This is a genomic window from Streptomyces europaeiscabiei, from assembly GCF_036346855.1.
In the GTDB taxonomy this organism is placed as follows: Bacteria; Actinomycetota; Actinomycetes; order Streptomycetales; family Streptomycetaceae; genus Streptomyces; species Streptomyces europaeiscabiei.
In genome coordinates this window covers 905792-927971 of the sequence record NZ_CP107841.1, presented here as the reverse complement: position 1 = coordinate 927971, position 22180 = coordinate 905792, and the positions used below count along the sequence as shown (strand labels likewise).

Below are 22180 nucleotides of genomic sequence, written 5' to 3'. Positions count from 1 at the left end.
CTGATGCCTGATGCCTGATGCCTGATGCCTGACGCCTGACGCCTGACGCCTGACGCCTGACGCCCGACGTCTGCCCGCCTACGCGGCTGTCCGGCGGCGAGGTCTTGCCACCAACTCCCCGCCGCAATTGGGGCAGATCTCATGCATAGCCTCGCCGCAGGGCACACAGAACGTGCACTCGTACGAGCAGATGCGGGCCGGGGCGTCGGCGGGCAGGGCCGTCGTCGCACAGCGCTCGCAGCGGTCGCGCATCTCCAGTGCCATGTGCGGGGCCTTTCTCGGATCGGGTGCCGTGACCTGTCACCTCCCATCCTCGGCACCCCGCGCGTGGCCGAAAGCCGCCCGCGGGTCAGAGATCAGCACGATCGGGCCACGGACGTGTCACCACTGCCGGCCCCGTGGCAGTCGGTCGCGTTCGGGAGTGCTCATGTGCAGTACCTGGAAGGTCTCGCCCTCGGCCTTCGGTGCGTCGTGGTCCCAGACCGAGAAGTGGACGATCTCCCAACGGGAGGTGTCCACGGCCGCCGCCGCGAGCACCGCCCCGTCCAACGAGGCGAGCCGCTCCGTCCCGCGCACCGCGTCCTCGACGACCTCGCCCAACGGCACCCCGCCCGGCACCGGCCGCCGCGCCCGCACCGCCACCCGCGCGGGGGAGCCGGCGCCGCCGCCCGCCTCGTACGCCAGGCCCGTCCACTGGTGAGCCGACGGACGCCCGAAGTCGTCGACGATGCCCTGGAAACCGCCACCCCAGAAGAAGGAGTTCATGCCCTCCACGCTGTTCCACAGGTAGAAGGGCGCGTACTGGTTCACGGGCGAGCCGTGCACACCCCGCTCACGTATCAGATACGCCTTGAGGCCGAGGCCCTCCCAGGCGTCGAGCGCGTGCCCGCGACTCGCCACGCGTCGTCGGACGACCTCCATGTCATAGTCGGCGGGCAGGGTGATCTCGTACTGCATGGCGTGCATGACGTGCCTCCGGCCGGCTGTCGAGTCGTGCGGATCTAGCGAGCGGGGCGAGCCGGCCGGAGCAGGGCGAGCAGCCCCCGGACCCCGGCGTCGAAGGCGGCCGGCGAGCCCGACGCGCGGGCCAGGACGTAGCCGCCCTGCACGGTCGCGACGATCGTCGCGGCGATCTCCTCCGCATCCAGCTCCGGCGCGAACTGCCCCTTCTCCCTGCCCTCCTCGACGAGCCCGGCGAGGCGTTCACGCAGCCAGTCGAGCGTCTCGTCCACCGGAGCCCGCAGCTTCTCGCTCGCGATCACATCCGGATCCATCGTGAGCCGCCCGACAGGGCAGCCGCGCAGGACGTCCCGCTCGCGCCGCAGATACGCCTCGACGCGCTCGTACGGCGAGCCCGGCCCGTCGAGCACTCCCTGGGCGGCAGCCCGCAACTCCTCGGCCGTCCGGCGGATCGCGGCCAGGGCGAGATCCGGTTTCCCCCTGAAGTGGTGGTACATGCTGCCCTGCCCCGTACCCGAGCGCTCCAGGATGGCCTTGGGGCTGGTGCCCACATAGCCGCGCTCCCACAGCAACTCGCGGGTGGACTCGATCAGACGCTCCGGGGTGCTCATACCCCGACTGTACATACTGGTAGTTACAGAATCTGGGCACTCGGCGTAGTTCGGAGGAGGTACTCCCGCTGCCGTAGGTCGTACGACGACCTGCACCCCTCCCCGCGAGAGCCTCGAAGCATCTCGGAAGGACGGACGCGACCAAGAATGAGTTCGAGATGCAGACCCTCGCGAACCGGGACGCGGGCCCCGGCCCCTGGATCCTGTTTCTCCCGCTGATCTGGGCGGCGGTCTTCGTCGGCGCGGCCAATCTCCTGCGCCGACCGTCCGCCGGGACCGTCGTGGACCGGGGTGCGCGGACTCCCGTCCGTACGACGGCCCTCACCGCTTGGGTGACTCCCCGATCGCGGTGCTCGGCCGCCGCTTCGCCTCCGGGGAGATCGACGAGGACGAGTGCCGGCGCCGCCTGTCCGTCCTGGACGAGCAGTTCGGCCCGGACTCGAAGGGCGGTGCGACATGACCACCGCGACCGACGTACGAAACAAATGGCGATGCCTGACCGGTGCCGATGGACGAACACCTGGCTGTGTACGACCGCCGCCGATGGACGACGAGCGGGTCACCGCCGGGTCAGCCTGTGACGGGGCGGGTCACCGCCCGGTCAGCCTGCGACGGCCGACCGGGCGGGAGCGTGTTCGGACCTGCGCCCACGCGCGGCGGGCCTGCGTCCGGTGTCGTACGGCTGCCCGGCGTCGACCGTCAGTCCGGTGTCGACCGTCAGTCCGGCGTCGACCGTCAGCCCGGTGTCGTACGGCGAGATCTTCGGCACCGCGGCCGAGGACGCGGGCAGCGTGAACCACACGACCTTCCCCGACTCGCCGTGCGGCCGCACACCCCAGCTCTCGCTCACCGCGGCGACCATGGCGAGACCGCGGCCGCAGGTGGCGAAGGGTTCCGCGTCCTGGGCGACCGGGAGGCGGGGGTCGTTGTCGTGCACCGAGACCGTGAGCCGGCCGAGGAGCAACTCCATCTCCACGGTGCACAGCTTGTCCGGCTCCGCGTGCCGGTGGACGTTGGACAGCAGCTCGGTCACCCCGAGTGCGGCCCGCTCTATCAAGGGATCCAGATGCCAGTAGCGCAATTGCGCAGATACGATTCTGCGGACCTGGCCGATCCGCGACGGCAGGGCTTGGAGCTCCACCGTGCAGTGCCTGCTTTGCTGGCTGATCACGGCTGCGACTCCCCGAATTGAGTCCGGAAGAAGATCGGAGTACGGATCCAGCGAGGTGGCTGGGCGAAAAACGCCGCCTGCTGTGGTGCGGCCGCCTACGACTGGCCGCCTGGTGGCGGAAGCCGGGGCTGCCGCCTGCTCGTGGGGGTGGCTGCGTACGGCCGCCGCCCGCTGACGTGGCCGGCGAACTGGTTCGCAGCGTTATCGCCGGTAAACCCAGAGTGACGTGAGACCAGAGTGACCCAGGGGGTCCGGTCCCGCAACTCGCGGTCCGTCAGCCGCGCCCCGCGGCCCTGCGTACCGCCTCTATGAACCGGCGCGCCGAGGGCGGACCGGGCTTCCCCGGAGCCGGGTCGTGCTCGTTCAGCGTGAGCGTGTAGCGGGTGCCGTTGACGTCGGCCAACGCCCGGTCCTCGTTCGCGAACCAGGGCTTCGAGGCGCGCACCGCCTGCACCGGCGCGCTGTCGATCTCGCTGCCGTAGCTGGTCAGCAACTGCAGCCGGCCGTCCTCGATCCGGACCTGCCCCGCCCGGGTGAGTTGCCGCAGCCTCTTTCCGATCCGCACGCCCGTGGCCGTGAACTCCGGCTCGGCCATGTGCCCCGCCCCCTAGTGCGCCTCGGCTGTCCTGTGTCGTGTGATCCGTCGCGGACCCTGATCCAGTGTGCCCGAGGCCGCTCCGCCCGGGCGGCCCAGGCGATGTCCACCCGGCCCGTGCGGTGAAGTCTGCACGTCCCCCGCGTCGAGCACCAGTGCGCACGGTGGACCGGGGGCGGGGTTCCGGCGCATGCGCGGCATGCGCCCCCCATGCGCCCCGCGCATCCCCGCCACAGGAGTGTCTTTGAGGTGCTCAAAGGCATGTTTATGCAGGTGAGAAGCGTGTGGAAGGTGCTTATCATCGGGGTGTCCGACGCCGCGATCCGCCGTCGGCGCAATGCGTGAGGAGCACGCCGTGAACACCCCCCGCCCCACCCGTCCTGGCGCGACCCTCGACGTCGATCACAGTGACAGCGAGTACCGCACCTGGCTCAAAGAAGCCGTGCGCAAGGTCCAGGCCGACGCCAACCGCTCCGCCGACACCCATCTGCTGCGCTTCCCGCTGCCCGAGAGATGGGGCATCGACCTGTACCTCAAGGACGAGTCGACCCACCCCACCGGCAGCCTCAAACACCGTCTCGCCCGCTCCCTCTTCCTCTACGGCCTGTGCAACGGCTGGATCCGGCCGTACCGCCCCGTCATCGAGGCCTCCAGCGGCTCCACTGCCGTCTCCGAGGCGTACTTCGCCAAGCTGATCGGCGTCCCCTTCATCGCCGTCATGCCCCGCACGACCAGCGCCGAGAAGATCCGTCTGATCGAGTTCCACGGGGGCCGCTGTCACTTCGTGGACGACTCCCGGAAGATGTACGAGGAGTCGGCTCGCCTCGCTGTGGAGACCGGCGGCCACTACATGGACCAGTTCACCTACGCCGAGCGGGCCACGGACTGGCGAGGCAACAACAACATCGCCGAATCCGTCTTCCGTCAGCTCCAGTTGGAGCGCTTCCCCGAGCCCGCCTGGATCGTCGCCACCGCCGGTACCGGCGGCACCTCCGCGACCATCGCCCGCTACGTCCACTACATGCAGTACGACACCCGTATCTGTGTCGCGGACCCCGAGAACTCCTGCTTCTTCGAGGGCTGGACCACCGGCGACCCCGACGTCACCTGCGACTGCGGCTCCCGCATCGAGGGCATCGGCCGCCCCCGCATGGAGCCCAGCTTCGTCCCCGGTGCGGTCGACCGCATGATGAAGGTCCCCGACGCCGCCAGCGTCGCAGCCGTACGCGCCCTGGAACACGCCATCGGCCGCAAGGCCGGCGGCTCCACGGGCACCGGCCTCTGGAGCGCCCTCAAGATCATCGCCGAGATGGTCTCGGAGGGCCGCCACGGCAGCGTGGTGACCCTCCTGTGCGACCCGGGCGACCGCTACCTCGACAAGTACTACTCGGACGAGTGGCTCGGAAGCCAAGGCCTGGACATCGCGCCGTACGCGGCGGTCATCGAGTCACTGCTGCGCACAGGGGTGTGGGCAGATCCCAGTTAGGGGCGCGGGGCCGTATCCCCATGCGGCTGCGCCGCGTGGGCGCGACCAGCCACGACCGGCCCGCGGCTCGCGGACCACCTTCGGTGCGACAGCGCTCAGATCTCGCCGCCGTCGTCGGAGTCCTCCCCGGCCACCACCAGACGCCGCAGGTGCTCCGCGATCTCGGCCCGAGCCTGCGCGGGCAACCCCGCATCGGTCACCAAGGTGTCGACCTGCTCCAACGCCGCGAACGAACTCAACCCCACCGTCCCCCACTTGGTGTGGTCCGCCACCACCACGACCCGCCGCGCCGACTGCACGAGCCGACGGTTGGTCTCGGCCTCCGCCAGATTCGGTGTGGACAGACCCGCCTCGACCGATATCCCGTGCACCCCGAGGAACAGCACGTCGAAGTGGAGCGCCGCGATCGCCTGGTCGGCCACCGGCCCCACCAGGGAGTCGGACGGCGTCCGCACGCCACCGGTGAGCACCACGGTCGCCGCCCCCTGCCGGGGGCCCGTGGTGCGCTGGGCGGCATGGAAGACATCGGCGACCCGCACCGAGTTGGTGACCACGGTCAGGTCCGGCACGTCCACGAGCCGGTGCGCCAGCGCGTACGTCGTCGTACCGCCCGACAACGCGATCGCCGAACCGGGAGCGACCAGCTCCGCGGCGGCCCGCGCGATGTCCTCCTTGGCACTCAGCTCCAGCCCGGACTTCGCCTCGAAACCCGGCTCGTGCGTGCTCGCCTCGGCCACCGGCACCGCGCCGCCGTGCACCTTCTCCACCGCGCCCTGGCGGGCGAGCGCGTCCAGATCGCGGCGCACCGTCATGTCCGAAACGCCCAGTCTGCGGGTCAGTTCGTTGACCCGGACCCCGCCTCGCCGTCGTACCTCGTCGAGGATCAGGGCTCGGCGCTGCTCCGCGAGGAGGTTCTGGTTCTCACTCACGCCCGCTCCGGTCCTTTCGCCCCATCACGCCCGACACGCCTTCCCTACCCCCTCCGACGAGGACATTTCCCCGTCCCCGGTCCCGAGGACGTCCCATATTCGCACGCCCCACGACGGGCGACGCCACTACCTGCACCGTCACGTACACGTCACGCTCCGTTCCTCGCGCCCGCCACTATCACACGGATCGGGGAGATTCGGTGACCACAGGTGTACGAGGCCCCCTCAGCGGCGATCATCAGTGCCTGTACCTCACACCTGACTTGCGGCGCATCACGGGGGAAGCGGAACAGTGGATCGTGCGAGGGAACATACGACACATACGGAACCCAGGGAACATCCAGTGCCCGTCGAGGCGGATGAGCACCCGGAATCCGGCCGGTCCACGACGGACGGTGTCGCCCTCGAACTCCTCGTCCACGGCGTCGGCGGAACCAGCCCCGAACGCATGCTGGACGATCCGCGCACGGTCCGGATCACCGGCGACGACACGGCCGCCGTCTTCCGGCGCACCGAGGACGCCGACGCGGAGAGCCGGCCCGCCGACCACAGCGGCAAGCCCGTCCCCGAGGCCTACGTCTGGTGCAACCTCACCTCCGGCAACGGCTCCCGCGCCCTGTGGCTGTTGCTGCTGCCGTTCATGGTCGTCAACCTCGCCCACTGGATGCGCCCCGGCACCCACGACCGCCGTCGGACGGTACGCCTCTACGGCCTCCTCGTCCGGCTGACCGGCCTGACCCTGACCGTGTTGCTCGTCGCGGCGGCCTGCGAGGTCGCCCTCGACCTGACCGCCTGGCAGTGCGCGGGCGCACGCGCGTGCGCGCGGGCGCACACCTGGCTCGGCTTCCTCTCCCCGGCCGTCTCCGGCAACGGCTGGTGGAGTCTGCCCGGCCGCCGTCTCGCCCTGGCGGCCGTGGTGCCCACCGCGTTGACCGGCCTCCTGTGGTACCTCTCCCACCGCACCTGGAGCGAGTACGAGTCCCAGCGCCCCATGGACGGCGACGACGCCCGTCCCGATGACGGGAAGGCTCCACGCATCGCACCCGACGTCGAGGACACGGCAGGCGTCGCTCTCGGCCGGCCGGGCTTCTGGTACGGGCGCCGCCTCGTGGCCAGGCTGCGGGCCGCGCACACCGCGGCCGGCTTTCTGACCGTCGCGGCGGCCGTGGGCACGTCCGCGGCCCGCCACGACCGCCGGCCGGGCGGCCCCGTCCTGCCGGAGCTCCTGGGCTGGCTGCTGAACGCGGCACTCGTCGTGCTCGCCGTCGCCGTGGTGTGGGTGGTGTGCCGCCGGGGCCGCAGCGAGCGGCGCCTCGACAAGCACCTGGACGAGCACCTGGTACGCCGCCTGCCGGTCTGCTCGATCGTCCTGCTCGTCCTCGCCATGGTGTACGCCGGGTGGTCACGCCCCGGCTGGCGGTCGGCGGGGCGGCTGCCGGGCGACATGACCTTCGGTGGGATCACCCTGGTCCAGGGCCTGCTCGTGATCGCGCTCGGCGTGGTCGCCCACACGCTGTACCGCTCCCGCCCCGACCCGCGCACCGCCATGTACGGTCTCGCCGGCCCCGCCGTCGCCATGCTCGCCTGCGCCCTCGGCGGAGTGATGTCCGCCGGCGTCGCCCAGCGCGTCGCCGACTGGCTGGGCGGCACCGACGACGCCCTGCCTGGACCACCCGTCCTCCTCACCTGGCAGGCCTCCGTCATCCCGCCCCTCCTCCTGGTGACCCTCGGCCTGCTCGGCTGGCTGGCCCGCCGCACCTGGGTCCTGCGGCGAGCGGAGACGGCGGCCGTGGAAAGTGAGTACGACCTGGCTCGGGAGCGACCGAACGAGGAGCACGAGTCCCAGGACGCCGGCCGCACCCGCCGCATCGCCCGCACCCGGGCCATGGCGGCCCTCACCGACCGTGCGCCCCGCATCATCGCCGTCACCTCCACCGTGACCCTGCTGCTCGGCGCCGGAGCCCTGTCCGGCGCCCTGGCGACACGCGAGACTCCGGCGCGGGCGGCGCGCGGCTCGTACGACTTCCTCGCGGGCGCCGCCCAGACCGCGCAGGCGCTGGGATCCTGGCTGATCGGCGTTGGTTTCCTGCTGTTCGTCACCTGGGGGCGCCGGGCCTACAAGGACGCCTCCGCGCGCCGCACGATCGGCATCCTCTGGGACGTGGGCACGTTCTGGCCGCGCGCCGCGCACCCGTTCGCACCGCCCTGTTATGCCGAGCGGGCCGTACCGGATCTGACCTGGCGCATGGCGACCTGGACCCGCGCCACGGGCGGCCGGCTCGTCATCTCCGGACACTCCCAGGGCAGCGTTCTCGCGGCTGCCGCCGCCTGGCAACTGCCCCCGTCGGTCCGCAAACGGGTCGCGCTGCTCACCTACGGCTCCCCGCTGGAGCGGCTGTACGGACGCTGGTTCCCCGCCCACTTCGGCCCCGAGGCGCTCGCCTCCCTGCACCGTGAGGTCGACTGTTGGCGCAACCTCTACCGCCTCACCGACCCCATAGGCGGCCCCGTGCGTGTGACGAGCCGGTGCGGGCCGCAGGTCGACGCCGAGCCCTTCACGGACCCGCTCGCCTACGGCCGCACCGGCGCCCACCCGCTGCCCTCCCCGATCCTCGGCCATTCCGACTACCAGGCGGACCCGGCCTTCGCCCATGAGCGACAACAACTGCTGGCGCGCATCGGCCCGGAGCTGCCGGGCCCCCGGCAGCCCTAGACCATGGCCGCCGGCACCCCGGTCACGCGTCCGGGCAGGTGGTGTCCCGCTCCGGCCGCTGTCCTGTGAGGAGGAAGTTCGTCACCGTACGGTCGCCGCACGCGTTCCCCGTCCCGAGATACGCGCCGTGCCCGCCGCTCTCCAGCGTGACGAGCCGGGCCCGGTCGCCCAGCGCGGCCCGGAGGTTCAGCGCGCCGGAGTACGGGGTGGCCGGGTCCCGCCGATTCTGGATCATGAGGATGTTGGACGGACCGTCGTCGGTGATCCGGGTCGGCTTCTCCGCCTGCTCGTTCTTCCAGAAGGAACACGGCGTGATGTTCACCGGCATCCCGGCCGTGAGCGGATACCGCCCCCGGCTGTCGGCCACGGCCCGCTCGTGCGCGCCGACCGACGCGGGCCAGCGCACGTCGTTGCAGACCACCGCCATGACCGATGCCGCCTCCGTGTCGCTCATCGGTCCGGCCACGTCGGGGGTCAGGACCGGTGTCGCCTTCGGGTCCATGGCCTGCCTCATCAACAGAGCCAGTTCGTCGAACGAGTCGTCGTCGTACAGGGCGTTCTGCATCGACTGCCGCAGTCGGTTCCCGGTCAGGGGGACCCCTCCGGTGGTCGTCGCCCGCGGCGCACGGTCCAGTTCGGCCGCCAGGGACAGGAACAACGGCCGTACGTCCTGCGGCCGTTCGGCCAGACGCAGACCCCTCGTCTCCTGTGCCGGGTCCGCGGCCCAGGCCGCGAAGTCCGGGAATCGCTCCTCCGCGCCCCGCGCCATGTTCGCCAGCCAGCCGCGCGCGACCAGCCGGGGGTTCGGGTCGTCATTGCTGTCCAGCACCCAACGGTCGGTCCGCTCCGGGTACTTCTGCGCGTAGACGGCTCCCACATAGGTCCCGTACGACACCCCGTACGCCGACAGCCGCTCCTCGCCCAGGGCCTGCCGGAAGCGGTCGATGTCCCGCACCTCGTTGGCGGTGGTGAGGCTGCGCAGCACCGCACCACCGTTCCTCGCGCAGGCCTGTGCGGTACGCCGGGACCGTGCCGCGTTCTCGGTGATGTCACCGTCGGGCGAGGGCCAGGACCGTAGCGTCACCAGATGCCGGTCGGCGGCGGGCAGCCCACAGCTCGCCCGCGTACTGCCGCCCGTGCCGCGCGGGTCGAGGCTGACGATGTCGTACGCGTCGCCGAGTTCCCGCCGCAGCGCGTTGCCCTGCTGGGTCAGCTGCTTCACGCCGGAGCCGCCCGGTCCGCCAGGGATGACCAGCAGTGTGCCGCGCCGCGCCTCGGAGTTCTCGCTGCGCAGCCGGGAGACGGCGAGGGTGAGCTGCGGGCCGTCCGGGTTGCGGTGGTCGAGCGGTACGGGCAGCTCCGCGCACTCCTGACCGGCGGAACCTGTGGGTGAGGCGCACGGACGCCAGGTGAGGGTGGGGGAGGAGGGGGTCGCCTCGGCGGCCGCCGGGCCGGTGACGGTGGTCAGCGCGGTGGCGGTGGCCGAGACGGCGAGGGCCAGGACCAGGGCTCGTCGGGTGCGAATCGTCATGGGAATCATGCTGTCGGCCGGATCGCTCCGGCCCCATCCGGCCGACAGCCCACCTGTGGTGGGGTTCTCCCCCGGGGGGTACCCCCCCCGGCACGTCCGTCACGACAGCTTCGGCAGGTCCTCCGCGTAGAGCAACGTCAGGTCGTCGGTGTCAGGTTCGGCGACCTGGGCCACCCGGCTCGCGTGCCGCTCCACCATCGCCTCGAAGGTCTGCCGCGCGGTACGGCCGTTGCCGAAGGCCGGGCCCTTGGGGAGCGCGGTGAAGTAGTCCATCAGGGCCTCGCCCGCGCCCGGTGCCAGCCGGTACTCGTGCTCCTCGGCCTGCTGTTCCACGATGCGCAGCAGCTCGTCGGGGACGTAGTCGTCGAAGGTGATGGTCCGGGAGAAGCGGGACGCCACACCGGGGTTGACGGTGAGGAAGCGCTCCATCTCGGCCGTGTAGCCCGCGACGATCACCACGACCGCGTCCCGGTGGTCCTCCATCAGCTTCACCAGGGTGTCGATGGCCTCCTTGCCGAAGTCCCTCCCTGAGTCCTCCGGTGACAGCGCGTACGCCTCGTCGATGAACAGCACACCGCCACGGGCCCGTTCGAAGGCCTCCTGGGTGCGGATCGCCGTGGAGCCGATGTGCTCGCCCACCAGGTCCACGCGGGACACCTCGACGAGATGCCCCTTCTCCAGGACGCCGAGCGAGGCCAGGATCTCGCCGTAGAGGCGGGCGACCGTGGTCTTGCCGGTGCCGGGGGAGCCCGTGAACACCAAGTGTCGTTTGACGGAAGCCGCCTTGAGGCCGGCCTGCTGGCGGCGGCGGCCCACCTCGATCATGTCGGTGAGGGCGCGGACCTCGCGCTTGACGCTGTCCAGGCCCACCAGCGCGTCGAGTTCACCGAGGACGGCCTTCGAGGCCCGCGCCGGTGTCTCGGGCTCCACGGCGGGCACGGTGGCCGATGGCTGATCGGTGGTGCGCTGGCCCGGGATCGAGCCCAGCAGGCCGGGCGACTGCGCCGTGGTCTGCGTGGCGGTCTCCTGCGGGGCCGGGGGCCGGACCCCCGCGCTCTCGTCGCTGGTGCAGTCCTCGACCACCGGACCGCCGCCCGCGGATCCGGGGCCGCCGTCGGCGAACTCGTAACCACCGCGCGCGCAGCGCTCCGTACGGCACTTGCGCAGCGTGGCCCGGCAGCCGTCGATGATGTGGAAGCCGTAGCCGCCGCTGCCCGTCACCCGGCAGTTGAGGAAGCTGCCGCGCCCCCCGGCCGAGACGTAGAAGCCCGCCTCGGCGGGTGAGGTCACCGTGCAGCGCTCGATGGTGGGGTCGGCGCCCTTGGTGACGATCACGCCGGTCTGGGTGCCGTCGACGGTGCAGCCGTTGAGGGTGCCGCCGCTGCCGTGGTCGCGGAACCAGGCGCCCGTGGCGGCGTCCCGGATACGGCAGTCGTCGAGCTGCGCGGTCGCCCCGTCGCTCACCGACACAGCGGTGTTCCGCACCTGTGAGAGGTCGCTGTCGACGACGTCCGCGCGTGAACCCCGGTCCAGCACGAACAGCGCGTCCGGTACGTCGTGCACCCGGCAGGACTCCAGGACCGCTGTCGCGCCGTCACTGATCCAGACGGCCGGGTAGTCGCCGGTGCTGTCGAAGATCTCGCACTGGTTGGCGTCCACGCGCGTGCCCGGGTCCCACACCGACAGTCCGTTGCGCCCGAACTGCCGCACCGACGTGCGGGTCAGGGTGAGGACGGAACGCGAGCGGAGGTCCACCGCGTTCTCCGGGATGTCGTGGATACGGCAGTCCGCGAGGGTGACCACGGCGTCCGTGTCGAGAGTGACCCCGTCGGCCGTCGTGCGGTGCACATCGCAGTCGGTGAGATGGGCCGTGGCCCGCCCGGTGATCTGTACGCCGCTGCCGCGGACCTCGTAGATCTCGCAACCGACGGCCTCCAGCGCGGAGTTCTCCCCGGTCGCCGTCAGGCCCGAGCCCGAGGTGTGGTGCACCCGGCAGCGCTCCAGCCTCGGATGGCCGCCTCCGCGCACCGCGACACCGGCCTGGCCCGCCGAGACGACCTCGCACTCCTCGAACACGCCACCGCCGCCGTCGACCACGGCGATGCCGATGCCGGCCGGGTTGTCGACCGTGCAGCGGCGGACCGTCGGGCGGGCGCCGCCGCGCACCTCGATGCCGGCCGCGGAACGTGTCACGATCCGCAGGTCCAGGAGCTCGGGGGTGCCGTCCTCGACCAGCAGCGCGGGCGCCGCCGCGTCCTGGCCCTCCACATGCAGGTCCTGCACCACGGCCGAGGCGGACACGGTCAGCGGCACCCCGTCCACGGGCGCGATGCGGACCGAGCCGGGCGAGCCCTCAGGACCGCGCAGCGTGACCCCCCGCTGCACGACGAGGTTCTCCCGGTACGTGCCGGGAGCGACGATGAGGACATCGCCGTCACTCGCGGCCTCCAGGGCTGCGGCGAGCGATGCGTACTCACCCGTGCGGCGCCGCCACCGCGATGTACCGGTGTGCGTCACCTGGACCGTGCCCTGTGCCATGGCGTTGCTGTGCCCCCACCTCGTGGAACGCGGGTCGATGCCGAACAGTTCGGCTGGTCGGTCCACCGTAGCGTGCGCGGGCAGGGGGAGTTGACCGGAGTGGGAAGGCGGCTGGGGCCTGCCCTTTGGATCATGCCTCGGTCGCGGGGCGTGGTACTAGCTGCCCGTGCCCGTCCTGCCCCAGTCCGGCCCCGCCTTGTCCCAGGCCTGGTCCCAATGGGCGTAGCGGCGGCGGACCATGCGCCAGACGATCAGTCGTCTGGCGCCCTCGACGAGCCCCGCGGCGAGCGCGGTGGCGCCGAATCCGGCCAGCACCGCATGGGTCGTCGCGGTGGTGGTGTCCAGGGGGCGGCCCACGATGCGGCCCCGGCCGTCCGTCCACAGGGTGAAGTGGTCGCCGGGCTGCGGGGTCTTGAGGTTCGCCATGACCGTGCCGTGGTGGTCGGTGCCGTCCGGGCCGGTCCAGTCGGCGACCACACGGCTCTGACGGTCGCGGGTCGTGGCGGTCTCCGGGTCCGGGTCCAGGGGGGAGCCGTCGACCTTCTTGACGACGGTGGCCGTCACCCGGTGCCGGGCCTGCTGCTGGTCGCGCACGGACTGCTGCAGGGCCCCTTGGGCGGTGGTGCCGGCGACGGCGCCGATCAGGGGCGCGGCGACGATGATCAGCAGCAGGGCCGCGAACGCCAGCCAGGCCTCGACCAGATCGGTCGTCCGCCGCAGTGGATTGTGGCGCCAACGCCACAGCCCGCCGAACGCCCGTAGCCCACCGATTGCCCGCACTGCCCCACACCCCCTTCCGCGTCCGTGATAACCCGGGGCGGAGCCGTCCACGCGCGGTCGCGGTCAAGAGAGAGCGAAATCACCCTCCCACCGGCCTTCTCATGAACTTCTCACAAAGACCCAACGGTCGGCCCCGAGGCGTGTGTTCCCTGCACGCGAACCGAATCGTAGGAGATTGAATTTTCAAGTGGGGAAGGGGGTTCCCTCAGGACCACGCAGATCTCGTCGAGATCGAACTCCCTATTCGAGCACCCGCACCGGATCGCCGATCCGTACCGTGCCCCCGGATTCCGGAACGAGGTTCTGCCCGAAGACCAACTTGTCGCCGAAACGGCGGTGGCGGGCGAGAGTGCGCAGTGGCTCGCGGCCACGCTCGGCGGTGTCCTGGTCGGTGGTGGTCACCACGCACCGGCCGCACATCTTGGCGACCCGGAAGGTGACCTCGCCGATCGCGACGCGCCGCCAGTCGTCCTCGGCCCAGGAGTCCGTGCCGTCGACGACCACGTTCGGCCGGAAGCGGCTCATGGGGAGCGGGCCCTCTTCGGGGTGGCCACCCTGTGCGACCAGCGCGTTGAGCGCGTCGAGCGAGGCGAGCGTGGTGAGCAGCAGCGGGTAGCCGTCGGCGAAGCTGACGGTTTCGCCGGGGCGGGCGTACTCGGGGTCGAGCGGGCGGCGGGTCGCGGGGTCGTCGAGGTGCACGAGCCGCACGGGGATGCCCAGGTAGTCGCTGAACCAGGCATGCGCCGCGGCGTCGGCGGGGACCCCCTCCACCTTGTCCCGCCAGATCTCCACGGTGACCGTGCCGGTGGGCTCCGGCACGGGGACGGAGAGCGGTGCGCGGCCGGACGCGGACAGCAAGAGACCGCCGCCGGGCAGCAGCCCGGCGGCGGCCAACGCCATACGCGGATGCGGACGTTGAGTGATGACCTTGCCCGAGCCGTCGACCAGCACCCAACGACGGTCGCCCGCCAGCCCCCAGGGCTCCACGACGGCCTCGTCGGGGGCGAAGCCCCGGGCCGCTTTCAGCGGGTGGACGTGGATCGAGTGCAGCGACGGATTCCCCATGGGGTCATCCTGCCAGCAGACCGTGACAACCCCACACGAAATATTCCAAGTACGTCAGTACCCGCGGTACTGCTGTCCGTTGTACGGGTCCTGCTGGTAGGGGGCCGCCTGGGCCGGGCGCGGAGCCGCCGGGCGCATGGCCTCGTAACCGGCCATGGGGCGTTGCTGCTGTTGCGGCTGGGCGCCCGGGTAGCCACGTGGGCCCGCGACCTGCTGCGGGATGTACGCGTTGGGTGCCTGCTGCAGCGGCGAGGGCTGCTGGGCCTGCGGATAGCCGTAGACGGGGGACTGTTGGGAGGGGCCGGCCGGCAGCGCGGGGAGCGCCGACGGGAGCGCGGGCAGGTTGCTGCCCGGGGTGTCGTACTGGGCGGGTACCCGGATCGGGGCGATCTGAGGAGTTCCCCGCTCGGCGACGAGAGAGTCGTAGATCGGGGTGTCCGCGAAGGACGAGGCGGAGTAGTAACCGCCGCCGTAGGTGGAGCGGGGGGAGGTCATGGCACATAAGTTAAGCCCACGATGTGCTGGTTGGGGAGACCGATAAGAGGGTTGTTTTCCGTGTCGGCAGTGACGCTGGATCCCCAATGCGAGCGAACTCGGCGAAAAAGGGCAGCGAAGTGCGTACTGATCGTGTAAAGGCCGAGTTCCTGGCGGGTTACCGGCGGTTGGCCACGGATCTTTCGGTACGGGTTCTGGGGGTTCCGGGCCCCGGGGGAATAGGTTTGGCGCCGACAACGGATCCGGCCGGATCCGACGGTCCGCGTGGGACGCGGCCTGGGGACGACCTTTGGATGACCTTCTGATGGGGGCGGACATGTCAATGCCGAAAGGATCGAACACCGCGGTGCCGACGGCCGCGCTGCGCGTGGAACTGGGCCGGCGCTCCACACCGGGCGCGCCCCTCACGGACGCCTCGGCGCTGTTGCTCGTCGGCGGAAGGGTGCGCTCGGACGCCGATTTCGTCTTCTACAACCAGCCCGCGCACTCCTCAGGCGCGGTCCGGCACGAGGGCAAGCGGGACGCCGGGGGCCAGGTGACCGAGTCGCTCCTCGTCGACCTCGCGCGCGTGGAGCCCGCCGTCGAGACCGTGGTGGTGGCCGCCTCGGCGGACGGCGGAACCTTCGGGCAGGTGCCCGGACTGCACATCCGGGTGCTCGACGAGCGGGCCGGCACCGAGATCGCGCGCTTCGACCCCGCGGACGCCGGCGCCGAAACCGCTTTCGTGCTCGGGGAGTTCTACCGGCGGCAGGGCGCCTGGAAGTTCCGCGCCGTCGGCCAGGGCTACAGCAGCGGCCTGGAGGGCCTCGCCACCGACTTCGGTATCACCGTGGACGAGCCGCAGCACACGGCTGCGGCGGCGCCCGCCCCCGCCCCCACGGCCGCGTCCACGCCCGTCGCTCCCCCCGTCACCGTGCCGCCCCCGGTGACACCCGCACCGCCCCCGCCGCCCGCCCCTCCCGTGGCGCCACCGGCCCCGGTCCGTCTCTCCAAGGTGACGCTGACCAAGGAGGCCCCGGCGGTCTCCCTGTCCAAGCAGGGCGGGACCTCCGGCGCGCTGCGCGTGAACCTCAACTGGGAGGTGCGCAAGCAGTTCAAGGGGTGGGGCAGCAAACTGGGCCGGGCCGTCGCCATGCACGCGGACCTCGACCTCGACCTGTGCGCCCTGTTCGAACTGTCCGACGGCAGCAAGGGCGTCGTCCAGGCGCTCGGCAACGCCTTCGGATCCCTGCGCCAGCCGCCCTTCATCCATCTCGACGGCGACGACCGCACCGGCGCCGTCAGCAGCGGCGAGAACCTCACCGTCAACCTCGACCACAAGCAGCACTTCCGGCGCATCCTCATCTTCGTCACCATCTACGAGGGCGCCCGCTCCTTCGCCGACCTGCACGCGACGGTCACCCTCCAGCCGCAGCACGGTGCCCCCATCGACTTCTCACTCGACGAGTGCACCGTCCCCTCCACCGTCTGCGCGCTCGCCCTCATCACCAACCAGGGCGGCGACCTCATCGTCCAGCGCGAGGCCCGCTACCTCGTCCCCGAACGCGGAGTGAGCCCGCAGCGTACGGTCGACTACGCCTACGGGTGGGGGATGAACTGGACCCCGGGCAGGAAATAGCCGCCCCCGGACAAGCCCCTGCTGTACAAGAGGGGCTGTGGTTCGGGCCGGCTCGGAGCTAGCCCTCGTCCAGGACCGAGTCCGGGCGCGCGTAGGTGCGGCCCTTCCAGGCCGCACCGCGCCCCCGGTAGTGCTGCACCGCGGAGTCGACCGTCATCAGCAGATACAGGAACGCGGTGAACGGCAGCAGCGGAGCGAGCCACAGCGGCCGGCCGTAGTAGCGGAGCATCGGCACGTACGTCGCCGCCATCAGCAGCCAGGCGAGCCCGCCGAGGAGCGCCGTCGCCGGGTCTCCCGTGGCCGTTCCCGCCAGGAGCGCGACGGGCGGCACGAGGTACACCAGCGCCAGACCGAGGACCGTGCCGGTGAGCAGCAGCGGACTGTGCAGCAGCTGGGCGTAGGCGCTGCGCGAGACCATGCGCCACAGGTCGTGCAGCCGGGGGTAGGGCCGCACGCTGTCCACCCGCTCCGCAAGCCCCAGCCAGATGTGGCCGCCGCTCCTCTTGACCGCCCTGGCCAGGGCCACGTCGTCGATGACCGCCTGCCGGATCGCCTCCGGGATCCGCGCCCGCTCGGCTGCCTCGGCGCTCAGCAGCACACAGCCCCCCGCCGCTGCCGCCGTGCGTGAACCCCGCACGCCGATCCGGCGGAACGGATACAGCTGGGCGAAGAAGTAGACGAAAGCGGGCACGACGAGCCGCTCCCAGACGCTCTCGGTACGCAGCCGGGCCATCTGGGAGACGAGGTCGAAGCCGCCGGTGCGCGCGGACGCCGCCAATGCGCGCAGGCTGTCCGGCCGATGCGCGATGTCGGCGTCCGTCAGCAGCAGGAACTCGGGTCCACGCGCGTGTGCCAGCTCCATTCCGTGCCGTACGGCCCAGAGCTTGCCCGTCCAGCCGGCGGGCGGCTCCCCGGGTGAGGACACGGTCAGGGGCAGCCCGCCGAAGCGTCGGGACAGCTCACGGGCCAGGTCACCGGTGCCGTCCGAGCTGCCGTCGTCGACCAGGAAGACCTCCGCCCGGCCGGGGTAGTCCTGGGCCAGCAGCGACGGCAGGCTCTCGGGCAGTACGGCGGCCTCGTCACGGGCGGGGACGACGACGCAGACGTACGGCCATTCGTCCGGGTCCCGGCGGGGTGGCAGGCGCACATCGGTGCGCCAGAAGAAGCCCTGGCCGAGCAGCAGCCACAGCCAGGCGGCGAGTGATCCGGCGGCGATCCATGCGATGGCGCTCACGCCCGCAGTCTGCCCCACCGGAGCGGCCGTACCGAGGCCATCGTCTATCGTGGCGGGGTGAAGATCGCGCTCATGGACTCCGGTATCGGTCTGCTCCCCGCTGCTGCCGCGGTACGGCGGCTGCGACCCGACGCGGATCTCGTGATCTCCTCGGACCCCGACGGCATGCCCTGGGGCCCGCGCACTCCGCAGGACCTCACGGAGCGCGCGCTCGCCGTCGCCGAGGCGGCGGCCGCCCACTCGCCCGACGCCCTGATCGTCGGCTGCAACACCGCGTCCGTCCACGCCCTGCCCGCCCTGCGCGCCCTCCTCGAACCCGGTCTGCCGGTCATCGGCACCGTCCCGGCGATCAAGCCGGCGGCGTCCGGCGGTGGCCCCTTCACCATCTGGGCGACGCCCGCCACCACCGGCAGCCCCTACCAGCGCGGCCTCATCGAGGAGTTCGCCGACGGTGTACCGGTCACCGAAGTGCCCTGCTGGGGACTGGCCGAAGCGGTGGAGCACGCCGACGACGCCGCGATCGACGCCGCGATCGCCGCGGCCGCCGCACTGACCCCCGACGATGTGACGACCGTCGTCCTGGGCTGCACCCATTACGAACTGGTCGCCGAACGCATCCGCGCGGCTGTCCAGAAGCCCGGCCGCCCGCCCCTCGTCCTGCACGGTTCCGCCGGCGCCGTGGCCGCCCAGATGCTGCGCCGCATCGGCGAGCTGCCGAAGCCCGAGGCCGACTGGACCGAGTCGACACTGACCATCATCCTCAGCGGCCGCGAGGGCTCGCTGCCCGCCCCGGCACTGGCCTACGAGGAGGGCAGACTGCTCCGGACGGCCAGTCCCGCGCTGGCCGTCGCCCCGGAGCAGTAACGTTCCGCAACCAGGTGCCCGCGCTGTGGAACCTGAGAGTAGTCTCAGAGCCATGAGGGACCACCCCCACGGCGAGACGGGCGCCCCCGCAGGCCCGCACCCCGAGGTATGGACCGGCCGCGCCACCAACCGCGGCCAATGGCTGCTGGCACTCGGCGGCGCCGCCTGCATGGCACTGGGCATCGAACTCGCGGTCGACTCCGCGTGGACGTCCGGTACCGCCCCGCTCGTCATGGCGGTCGTCGGCTGCATCGCGGCAGGGCTGCTCGTCCTCTTCGGCACGCTCGCGTTCGTGCATGTCTCCGTGAAGGTCGACGAGGAGTGCCTCGAAGTCCGCTGCGGGCACATCGGCGTGCCGCGCCGCCGCATCCCTCTGTCCCAGGTCGCCGACGCCGTCTTCGCCCCGTGCGTCACCCCCCACCAGTGGGGCGGCTGGGGCTACCGCTGGCGACCCGAGAAAGGCACCGCCGTAGTCGTACGACGGGGAGAGGCCGTGGTGCTGCGCCTCTGGGACGGTCACACGTTCACGATCACCGTGGACAACGCGGAGACGGCTGTGAGCGTCATCCGCGCCCGCCTGACCCCGAAGGCGTCCGGCGCCCCACGCTGACGCCCTTCGTCCCGGCCGGCGCCTGCGTCTAGCGGTCGTCGGGGTCCCGCGCCCCGATGCCGTCGTCCCCGTCCGTCAGGGGCCGGGCCGTGGCCATCCCCGCGAGGAGGCCCGCGCCCGCCGTCACCGTCGTGAAGCTCAGCGCGTTGCCGACCGCCGCGATCGCGGCCAGCGCGGTCAGGGCCGCGCCCGCGGTGAGGACGACCGGAGTGGAGCGCGGGGCGCGCCACAGGACGTACAGGATCCAGCCGAACACCGCCGCGAGCAGGGCGACACCGATGAGCCCCTGCTCCGCCGCCAGCTGCAACGGTGCCGAGTGGGGTTTGTCGTCGGACGGCAGCGACAGGGCGACCGTCGGGCTGAGTTCCCCGAAGCGGCCTGGCCCCGTGCCCAGCAGCGGCTCGTCGTGGGCCAGGCCGAGGGCGTCGTGCCACAGCAGGACCCGGTGCGGGGTGAGCTGTCCCTCCAGAGAGTCGGTCAGCCCGGCCGGCAGTGCGTCCTCGGCGATCGCCCAGACCGTCGCCGTCACCAGGGCCGTGGCGAGCGCCAGCCCCGCGAGCCCCAGGCCCCGGTGGCGCATCCGGGCCGCCGCGAGCGAGCACAGCAGCACCCCGACACACGCGGCGAGGCCGGTGGTCGAGCCGAGCACGGCCGCCGTCACCGCGATGCCGCAGGTCAACAGCCGTAGGGCCAGCCGAGGGCCGGGCGAGCGGGCCGCCCAGGCGGCACAGCAGGCGGCGCCCGCGGACAGGGCCAGCAGCGCGGCGGTCGCACCGGTGTGCCCGAGCGGCGAGAGCAGCGGTGAGCCGGCGATGTCGTGCGGGGCGGTGATCGCCAGACCGAGACCGGCCAGCGCTCCGGCGGACGGAGCCAGCACCGGCAGCAGCGCCCCGCAGATCCGGCCCGCCGCGTAACCGGCCGCCACCGCGAGCACCGCCAGCAGCACCCCCTCCGGGCGGCCGCCCCGCGCCGCCGCCGTGGTCAACGACCAGGCCGCGCACGCGCCGAGCATGAGCACGCCGGTGACATCGGAGACGTTCCGTCTCTCCGGAGCGGCCGGCGCTCCGGCCGTGGACCGCGCCCCCGTGGACCCCAACCCGTCGCCCCCCGACGCCTCTCACCTGTGACGGGCCTCGACCGCCCGGACCCCGTCCGGCCGCACGTCAGAGGCTCGCGCACACCGTAACGGGTGATGCGCCGGTTTGTGGACGAGTTGCGCAGGAACGTTGCGCCTGGTGTGCGACAAAAGCCTCACCCGGGACGTACGGGCCGCGCTGTCGGCGCCGGGGCGACGCGCCGTACACTCCCCGAGTGACCGTCACCGCCACTCCCGTAGACGAGCCGGAACAGCTCGAACCCCAGGCCGCGCCCGTTTCCCGGGTGTCCCGATGGGTCGGCCGACTCCTTCCGGCCGCCGCCGCGGCGCTCTCCGGGGTGCTGCTCTACGTCAGCTTCCCGCCCCGGACCCTGTGGTGGCTGGCCCTGCCGGCCTTCGCGGTCTTCGGCTGGGTGCTGCGCGGACGCGGCTGGAAGGCGGGCCTCGGCCTCGGCTACCTCTTCGGCCTCGGATTCCTGCTGCCGCTGCTGGTGTGGACCGGCGTGGAGGTGGGCCCCGGACCGTGGCTCGCGCTCGTCGTGATCGAAGCGGTGTTCGTGGCCCTCGTCGGCGCGGGTGTCGCCGTCGTGTCGAAGCTGCCGGGCTGGCCGGTGTGGGCCGCCGCGCTGTGGGTCGCCGGTGAGGCGGCACGCGCGCGGGCCCCGTTCAGCGGTTTCCCCTGGGGCAAGATCGCCTTCGGTCAGGCGGACGGCGTCTTCCTGCCGCTGGCCGCGCTCGGCGGCACTCCGGTGCTCGGCTTCGCGGTCGTCCTGTGCGGCTTCGGCCTGTATGAACTGGTGCGGCTGGTAGTCGAGAACCGGCGGACCGGTGCGGCCGTACGCCGCGGCACCGCGGCCGTGGCGGCGCTGTCCGTGGCCGTCCCCCTGGTCGGCGCCCTCGCCTCCCGTGCCCTGGTGAGCGACGAGGCCGAGGACGGCACCGCGACCGTGGCGGTCATCCAGGGCAACGTGCCACGCCTGGGACTCGACTTCAACGCCCAGCGGCGGGCCGTGCTCGACTACCACGCCAAGGAGACCGAGCGGCTGGCCGCCGAGGTCAAGGCCGGCAAGGTCGACCGGCCCGACTTCGTGCTCTGGCCGGAGAACTCCTCCGACATCGACCCCTTCGCCAACCCCGACGCCCGCGCGGTGATCGACAAGGCGGCCGCCGCCATCGGCGCCCCCATCTCCGTCGGCGGTGTCGTCGAGCGGGACGGCAGGCTCTACAACGAGCAGATCCTCTGGGACCCGGAGAAGGGCCCCGTCGACACGTACGACAAGCGGCAGATCCAGCCGTTCGGAGAGTACCTTCCCCTGCGGTCGCTCATCGGCGCCATCAACAGCGAGTGGACGTCCATGGTCCGCAAGGACTTCAGCCGGGGTTCCGAGCCGGGTGTGTTCACCATGGACGGGGCGAAGGTCGGCCTCGTCACCTGCTACGAGGCGGCCTTCGACTGGGCCGTGCGCTCCGAGGTCACCGACGGCGCGCAGCTGATCTCGGTGCCGAGCAACAACGCGACCTTCGACCGCAGCGAGATGACCTACCAGCAGCTCGCCATGTCCCGGGTCCGCGCCGTCGAACACAGCCGCACCGTCACCGTGCCGGTGACCAGCGGCGTCAGCGCGATCATCATGCCGGACGGGAAGATCACCCAGAAGACGGGCATGTTCGTCCCGGACTCGCTGGTCCAGAAGGTGCCGCTGCGCTCCTCCGAGACGCCCGCCACCCGGCTCGGCATCGCGCCCGAGATGCTGTTGGTGCTGGTCGCGGCCGGTGGGCTCGGCTGGGCGATCGGGGCCGGTGTGCGCGGGAGGCGCGCCGGTGGCGTGTAGCCGTACGCCTCGCGTGCGCGTCCCGGAAGGGCGGGGGTGACGGAACCGGCCC

At 72.0% G+C, this 22180-nt stretch carries 19 protein-coding genes and 1 pseudogene; 7 read left to right on the top strand and 13 right to left on the bottom strand.

What is annotated here, in order from left to right; genetic code table 11:
- Positions 1-78 precede the first annotated feature (78 nt).
- From OG858_RS04305 to OG858_RS04295, 3 genes are all read right to left on the bottom strand, one after another.
- Positions 79-264, bottom strand: coding sequence for a DUF1272 domain-containing protein (locus OG858_RS04305; protein WP_086751906.1), 186 nt, complete (start codon positions 262-264; stop codon positions 79-81).
- A gap of 117 nt (positions 265-381) precedes the next feature.
- A complete protein-coding gene (locus tag OG858_RS04300) occupies positions 382-966 on the bottom strand; it encodes a DUF4865 family protein (protein ID WP_086751910.1) in 585 nt (194 codons plus the stop codon).
- 35 nt (positions 967-1001) lie between these two features.
- Entirely contained in the window at positions 1002-1571 is a 570-nt protein-coding gene (locus tag OG858_RS04295) for a TetR/AcrR family transcriptional regulator (protein WP_319065209.1), read from the bottom strand.
- A 158-nt stretch (positions 1572-1729) separates the two neighbouring features.
- On the opposite strand from OG858_RS04295, the pseudogene OG858_RS04290 reads away from it, so the two are divergent.
- Positions 1730-2031: pseudogene (locus OG858_RS04290) on the top strand (SHOCT domain-containing protein).
- A gap of 141 nt (positions 2032-2172) precedes the next feature.
- On the opposite strand, the gene OG858_RS04285 reads toward OG858_RS04290, so the two are convergent.
- Positions 2173-2742 carry an ATP-binding protein gene (locus tag OG858_RS04285; protein ID WP_327743108.1) on the bottom strand — a complete coding sequence of 190 codons (570 nt, stop codon included), beginning with the start codon at positions 2740-2742 and terminating at the stop codon, positions 2173-2175.
- Positions 2743-3016: 274 nt separating this feature from the next.
- Positions 3017-3337 (bottom strand): hypothetical protein, encoded by a 321-nt coding sequence (locus OG858_RS04280; protein ID WP_046705218.1) that lies wholly within the window; start codon positions 3335-3337, stop codon positions 3017-3019.
- A 337-nt stretch (positions 3338-3674) separates the two neighbouring features.
- Here OG858_RS04280 and cds1 point away from each other — a divergent pair, with 337 nt between their 5' ends.
- Positions 3675-4823, top strand: coding sequence for an L-cysteine desulfhydrase Cds1 (gene cds1 / locus OG858_RS04275; RefSeq protein WP_373420836.1), 1149 nt, complete (start codon positions 3675-3677; stop codon positions 4821-4823).
- A 95-nt stretch (positions 4824-4918) separates the two neighbouring features.
- Here the strand turns inward: cds1 and OG858_RS04270 are convergent, their stop codons facing one another.
- Positions 4919-5752 carry a DeoR/GlpR family DNA-binding transcription regulator gene (locus tag OG858_RS04270; RefSeq protein ID WP_086749787.1) on the bottom strand — a complete coding sequence of 278 codons (834 nt, stop codon included), beginning with the start codon at positions 5750-5752 and terminating at the stop codon, positions 4919-4921.
- A gap of 292 nt (positions 5753-6044) precedes the next feature.
- Here OG858_RS04270 and OG858_RS04265 point away from each other — a divergent pair, with 292 nt between their 5' ends.
- Positions 6045-8465: a hypothetical protein gene (locus tag OG858_RS04265; RefSeq protein WP_408059375.1), complete on the top strand. Its 2421-nt coding sequence runs from the start codon at positions 6045-6047 to the stop codon at positions 8463-8465.
- Between the two features lie 22 nt (positions 8466-8487).
- Here the strand turns inward: OG858_RS04265 and OG858_RS04260 are convergent, their stop codons facing one another.
- From OG858_RS04260 to OG858_RS04240, 5 genes are all read right to left on the bottom strand, one after another.
- Positions 8488-9996, bottom strand: coding sequence for an alpha/beta hydrolase (locus OG858_RS04260; RefSeq protein ID WP_406194732.1), 1509 nt, complete (start codon positions 9994-9996; stop codon positions 8488-8490).
- A 99-nt stretch (positions 9997-10095) separates the two neighbouring features.
- Entirely contained in the window at positions 10096-12534 is a 2439-nt protein-coding gene (locus OG858_RS04255; protein WP_319065213.1) for a right-handed parallel beta-helix repeat-containing protein, read from the bottom strand.
- Positions 12535-12690: 156 nt separating this feature from the next.
- Positions 12691-13314 (bottom strand): Rv1733c family protein, encoded by a 624-nt coding sequence (locus tag OG858_RS04250; protein WP_086751436.1) that lies wholly within the window; start codon positions 13312-13314, stop codon positions 12691-12693.
- A gap of 240 nt (positions 13315-13554) precedes the next feature.
- A complete protein-coding gene (locus tag OG858_RS04245; protein ID WP_086751434.1) occupies positions 13555-14379 on the bottom strand; it encodes an MOSC domain-containing protein in 825 nt (274 codons plus the stop codon).
- Positions 14380-14433: 54 nt separating this feature from the next.
- Positions 14434-14874 carry a DUF6643 family protein gene (locus OG858_RS04240; RefSeq protein ID WP_086751432.1) on the bottom strand — a complete coding sequence of 147 codons (441 nt, stop codon included), beginning with the start codon at positions 14872-14874 and terminating at the stop codon, positions 14434-14436.
- 316 nt (positions 14875-15190) lie between these two features.
- On the opposite strand from OG858_RS04240, the gene OG858_RS04235 reads away from it, so the two are divergent.
- Positions 15191-16492: a TerD family protein gene (locus tag OG858_RS04235; RefSeq protein ID WP_319065214.1), complete on the top strand. Its 1302-nt coding sequence runs from the start codon at positions 15191-15193 to the stop codon at positions 16490-16492.
- A gap of 58 nt (positions 16493-16550) precedes the next feature.
- Here OG858_RS04235 and OG858_RS04230 read toward each other — a convergent pair whose 3' ends face one another.
- Positions 16551-17726 carry a glycosyltransferase gene (locus OG858_RS04230; RefSeq protein WP_179201458.1) on the bottom strand — a complete coding sequence of 392 codons (1176 nt, stop codon included), beginning with the start codon at positions 17724-17726 and terminating at the stop codon, positions 16551-16553.
- Positions 17727-17783: 57 nt separating this feature from the next.
- On the opposite strand from OG858_RS04230, the gene OG858_RS04225 reads away from it, so the two are divergent.
- Positions 17784-18590 (top strand): glutamate racemase, encoded by an 807-nt coding sequence (locus OG858_RS04225; protein ID WP_319065216.1) that lies wholly within the window; start codon positions 17784-17786, stop codon positions 18588-18590.
- Between the two features lie 52 nt (positions 18591-18642).
- Complete coding sequence (locus tag OG858_RS04220) at positions 18643-19200, top strand: hypothetical protein (RefSeq protein WP_086753812.1); 558 nt, start codon at positions 18643-18645, stop codon at positions 19198-19200.
- 28 nt (positions 19201-19228) lie between these two features.
- Here OG858_RS04220 and OG858_RS04215 read toward each other — a convergent pair whose 3' ends face one another.
- Positions 19229-20218: an O-antigen ligase family protein gene (locus OG858_RS04215; RefSeq protein ID WP_319065217.1), complete on the bottom strand. Its 990-nt coding sequence runs from the start codon at positions 20216-20218 to the stop codon at positions 19229-19231.
- A gap of 293 nt (positions 20219-20511) precedes the next feature.
- Here OG858_RS04215 and lnt point away from each other — a divergent pair, with 293 nt between their 5' ends.
- Positions 20512-22128: an apolipoprotein N-acyltransferase gene (gene lnt / locus OG858_RS04210; protein ID WP_319065218.1), complete on the top strand. Its 1617-nt coding sequence runs from the start codon at positions 20512-20514 to the stop codon at positions 22126-22128.
- Positions 22129-22180: the final 52 nt, after the last annotated feature.

Bases quoted from the DNA above. Each gene is read 5' to 3' on its own strand.
- OG858_RS04305 (WP_086751906.1), bottom strand. From the start codon at position 264: ATGGCACTGGAGATGCGCGACCGCTGCGAGCGCTGTGCGACGACGGCC.
- OG858_RS04300 (WP_086751910.1), bottom strand. From the start codon at position 966: ATGCACGCCATGCAGTACGAGATCACCCTGCCCGCCGACTATGACATG.
- OG858_RS04295 (WP_319065209.1), bottom strand. From the start codon at position 1,571: ATGAGCACCCCGGAGCGTCTGATCGAGTCCACCCGCGAGTTGCTGTGG.
- OG858_RS04280 (WP_046705218.1), bottom strand. From the start codon at position 3,337: ATGGCCGAGCCGGAGTTCACGGCCACGGGCGTGCGGATCGGAAAGAGG.
- cds1 (WP_373420836.1), top strand. From the start codon at position 3,675: ATGCGTGAGGAGCACGCCGTGAACACCCCCCGCCCCACCCGTCCTGGC.
- OG858_RS04260 (WP_406194732.1), bottom strand. From the start codon at position 9,996: ATGACGATTCGCACCCGACGAGCCCTGGTCCTGGCCCTCGCCGTCTCG.
- OG858_RS04255 (WP_319065213.1), bottom strand. From the start codon at position 12,534: ATGGCACAGGGCACGGTCCAGGTGACGCACACCGGTACATCGCGGTGG.
- OG858_RS04245 (WP_086751434.1), bottom strand. From the start codon at position 14,379: ATGGGGAATCCGTCGCTGCACTCGATCCACGTCCACCCGCTGAAAGCG.
- OG858_RS04240 (WP_086751432.1), bottom strand. From the start codon at position 14,874: ATGACCTCCCCCCGCTCCACCTACGGCGGCGGTTACTACTCCGCCTCG.
- OG858_RS04235 (WP_319065214.1), top strand. From the start codon at position 15,191: ATGTCAATGCCGAAAGGATCGAACACCGCGGTGCCGACGGCCGCGCTG.
- OG858_RS04220 (WP_086753812.1), top strand. From the start codon at position 18,643: ATGAGGGACCACCCCCACGGCGAGACGGGCGCCCCCGCAGGCCCGCAC.